The sequence below is a fragment of the Phenylobacterium sp. genome, assembly GCF_031425575.1.
In the GTDB taxonomy this organism is placed as follows: Bacteria; Pseudomonadota; Alphaproteobacteria; order Caulobacterales; family Caulobacteraceae; genus Phenylobacterium.
Window position 1 is genome coordinate 1 of the sequence record NZ_JANPJP010000321.1, and the last position, 3743, is coordinate 3743.

Annotated in this window: 3 protein-coding genes and 1 pseudogene; all 4 read right to left on the minus strand. The window is 69.7% G+C overall.

All coding sequences use genetic code 11. The annotated features are described in order from the left end of the window. Positions 1-703: pseudogene (locus tag RMO97_RS17880) on the minus strand (ribonuclease R); the annotation flags it as partial. 53 nt (positions 704-756) lie between these two features. Further along, the gene (locus tag RMO97_RS17885) at positions 757-1158 is read right to left on the minus strand and encodes a GFA family protein (RefSeq protein WP_310542371.1); all 402 of its coding nucleotides are present in this window, start codon (positions 1156-1158) and stop codon (positions 757-759) included. 57 nt (positions 1159-1215) lie between these two features. Next, a complete protein-coding gene (locus RMO97_RS17890; protein WP_310542372.1) occupies positions 1216-2352 on the minus strand; it encodes an AAA family ATPase in 1137 nt (378 codons plus the stop codon). 6 nt (positions 2353-2358) lie between these two features. Continuing rightward, positions 2359-3743 (minus strand): topoisomerase C-terminal repeat-containing protein (locus RMO97_RS17895; protein WP_310542373.1); only part of this gene is annotated, 1385 nt, incomplete at its 5' end.

The following is a 3743-nucleotide window of genomic DNA, read 5'->3' on the forward strand; positions in this document are numbered from 1 at the left end:
GCGAGGCGGCGCGCGGCTGGTCCTCGCGGCCCACCACCTCCAGCAGCTTGCCGCGCTTGGGGCCGTAGCGCTGTTCGGAGGTGCCGACCTGGGCCAGGACCAGGTCGCCGTCCCGCAGCTCCTGGGCCTTGGGGTCGGTGAGGATCAGGCTTTCCTTGGACTTGCGGTCCACCGGCTCGACCCGCACCTCGCGGTTGGACTTGCGGATCACGCCAAGGATCTTGTGGACGCTGGCCCCCAGCCTCTTGATCAGCCGGGCCTCGGTCTCGCCGTTCTCCAGGGTCTCGAATCGCACCAGCAGCCGGTCGCCGACGCCGGGGGCCGGGCCGATGGGATCGGCGCGGCCAGGCGCCAGCCGCACCAGGCCCGTATCGTCGCCCTTGGTCAGGCGTACCATCAGGTCGCCGTCGTTGTCCTTCTCGATGACGTCCACCACGCCGACGGGGGGCAGGGCGCCAGCCTGGGCCAGGCCGCGCCGGCCACGGCGGCCAAGCTCGCCGCCCTCCTGCAGCGCCTTGAGCATCTCGCGCAGAGCCTTGCGGTCGGCGCCCTTCAGCCCGAACGCCTTGGCGATCTCGGCCTTGTCGGTCTCACCCGCCTCGCGGATGTACTTCAGCAGGGTTTCGCGGTCGGGCAGGCCCTGGGTCGGCTTGGCGGCGGAGGACTTGAAGCGGGACGCCTTGGGCGCACGGGTCTTGGGCATGTGGTCTTGTAACGCGCCTGCGCCGAACTCGCTTCCTCAAACGATGCGGGCGCCTATCCCGGCAGGCGCTCGAAGCTCGGAATCCCGGCGGGCACGTGATGGAAAGCCTGCTGGTCCACCGTGAAGATGGCCATGCCCGGGGTGAAAACGCTGGGATCGTCCAGGGTGCCGACCTTCAGGATCACCGCCGGGAACCCGGGCGAGCGGGCCAGGATGTGCGACCCGCACTCCCCACAAAACTCCCGGGTGACCGGACGCTCCAGGTCGGCGCGGGTGAAGCTCTTGGGGGCGCCCTTGGTGTAGCGGAAGCTTGGGATCGGCATGGCGATGAACACATTGGGCGAGCCGCCGCTGATGTGCTGGCACTCCCGGCAATGGCACTGGGCCTGCATCATCGGCTCGCCCTCGGCCTCATAGCGCAGGGCGCCGCAATAGCATCCGCCTTCAAGTTTCATGGTGTCCTCCCCGACCCGTTGTCGGAACTCTAGGCGCGGGGAGGGGCCTGTAAAGCCTCAGTCTTCCTCGCGGAAGGTCCCCAGCCGGGTCAGGCCCTCGATGGTGGTGGCGCCGTCGGTCTTGGTCACCGTCCGCACCGAGCCCACCGTCGTGGCCGCGATCTCGGCGGCCAGGGCCTCGGAATGGGTCACCAGCCAGACCTGCGACCGGTCGGCGGCCTGGCCCACCAGCCGGGCCAGGGGTTTCATCAGGGCCGGATGCAGACTGGACTCAGGCTCGTTCAGGGCCACGAAGGCCGGCAGGCGATAGGCCATCAGGGCGCCGGCAAGGGCCAGGAACTTCAGGGTCCCGTCCGACAGCTCGGCGGCCTCGAACACGCGGCGGGGAAAGTCCGGGAAGCTCATGCCGAAACTGGCGGTGCGGTCCGGTTTCGGAACCACCAGACGCGCGCCTGGAAAGGCCTGGTCGATCACCGCGTCCAGGTGGGCGGTGTCCTCGCGAATATGGGCCAGGGTCGCGAAGACGGCCGCCAGGTTGGAGCCGTCCGAGGCCAGGGTGGGGCTGGCCACCGCCGTGCAGGGCCGGCGCAGGGGCGAGCCTGAGTCGGTGCGCAGGTCGTGATAGAACCGCCACTCCAGCAGGGTGCGGCGCACGATGTCCAGGCCGGGATACTTGCCGGGGTCCTCCAACCGCGCCAGCACGGTCTCCGAGGCCAGCAGGTCGATATCCACCTCCTGCGGCCGTCCGTCCTCGTCGCGGGCCATCACGGAGGCGTTCTTGCGGTCTAGCAGCCGCACGGGCCGGCCGCCGCTCAGATAGGAGAGCTGCTCGGTCTTGACCTGCGGTTCGGTCTCGAAGGCCGGCGACGTCGGGAAGGGAAAGCCCACCTCCACCTCGTAGCGGTAGCCGACGCCGGGCCGGCCCGGCACGGACAGGTCCACCGAGAAGCTCATCCGCGCCGGCTGGTTCTTCTGCCGCGTCCCGGCCCAGAAGGCCGCCGCCATGCCCTCGCGGGCCAGCTCGACGCCCAGGGTATTGGTGGCCGCCGCCCGCAGCAGCTCCAGGGCCCGGTACAGGTTGGACTTGCCGACGCCGTTGGCGCCGACGAATACCTCCAGATTGGTGACCGGATAGGCGATCTGCGCCAGCGACCGGTAGCCCGAAGCGGAGAAGTCGCTGACGGGCAGAAGCATCGGCGCCTAGGCCTCGACCGCCTTCTTCGCCGCCGGCTTCTTCGCCACGGTTTTCTTGGCGGCGGGTTTCTTCACCGCCGCCGTCGCGCCGGCCTCCGCCTTGGGCTTGGCCGCCGCCTTGGCCTTGGGGGCCGCCTTCTTATTCGCGGGCTTCTTGCCGCCGCCCTTTTCCACCCGCTCGGCGATCAGCTTGACCGCCTCCTCCAGCGTCAGGTCCTGCGGGTCGGAACCCTTGGGCACATTGGCGTTGGTGGAGCCGTGCTTGATGTAGGGGCCGTAGCGGCCGGCCAGCACCTTCACGGGCTGACCGTCCACCGGGTGGGCGCCCAGGTCCTTGAGCGCCGCGGACTCGCCGCGACCGCCCCGGCCGCCCGCGCGCTTCTCGGCCAGCAGGGTGACGGCGCGGTTCAAGCCCACCTCGAACACCTCGTCGGCGGTGGGCAGGTTGGCATAGGTGCCGTTGTGCAGGACGAAGGGCCCGAACCGGCCGATGCCGGCGGTGATCATGATCCCGTCTTCGGGGTGAGCGCCGACCTCGCGGGGCAGGCGCAGCAGCCGCAGACCCTTCTCCAGGTCCATGGCGGCCGCCGACCAGCCCTTGGGCAGGCTGGAGCGCTTGGGCTTCTCGCCGTCGCCCAGCTGGACATAGGGACCAAACCGGCCGGACTTCAGGAACACCGTCTCGCCGGTCTCCGGATCGACGCCCAGTTCACGGTCGCCGCTCTCGGCCTCGGCGTCGTCGCCGGACTGGGCGATGGGCCGGGTGTAGCGGCATTCCGGATAGTTCGAGCAGCCGATGAAGGCTCCGAACTTGCCAGTCTTCAGGGACAGTTGCCCGGCCCCGCAGGTGGGGCAGGCGCGCGGATCGGAGCCGTCTTCCTTCTGCGGGAAGATGTGGGGGCCCAGCGCCTCGTTGAGCGCGTCCAGCACGTGGGTGACCCGCAGCTCGGCGATCTCGCCGACCGCGGCGTGGAAGTCCTGCCAGAACTCGCGCAGCAGAGCCTTCCAGTTCAGCTCGCCGGCGGAGACCAGGTCGAGCTTCTCTTCCAGGGCGGCGGTGAAGTCGTACTGGACGTAGCGGTTGAAGAACTGCTCCAGGAAGGCGGTGACCAGCCGTCCCTTGTCCTCCGGGATGAACCGGTTCTTGTCCATGCGGACGTATTCGCGGTCGCGCAGCACGGTCAGCACCGAGGCGTAGGTCGAGGGCCGGCCGATGCCGAGCTCCTCCATCTTCTTCACCAGGCTGGCTTCCGAATAGCGCGGCGGCGGTTCGGTGAAGTGCTGGTCGGCGCGGGCGGTGATCACCTTGGCGGCGGCGCCCTCGGTGACCTGGGGCAGGCGGCCGCTGTCCTCGTCGGCGTCGTCGTCGCGGCCTTCCTCAGAGACGGCCA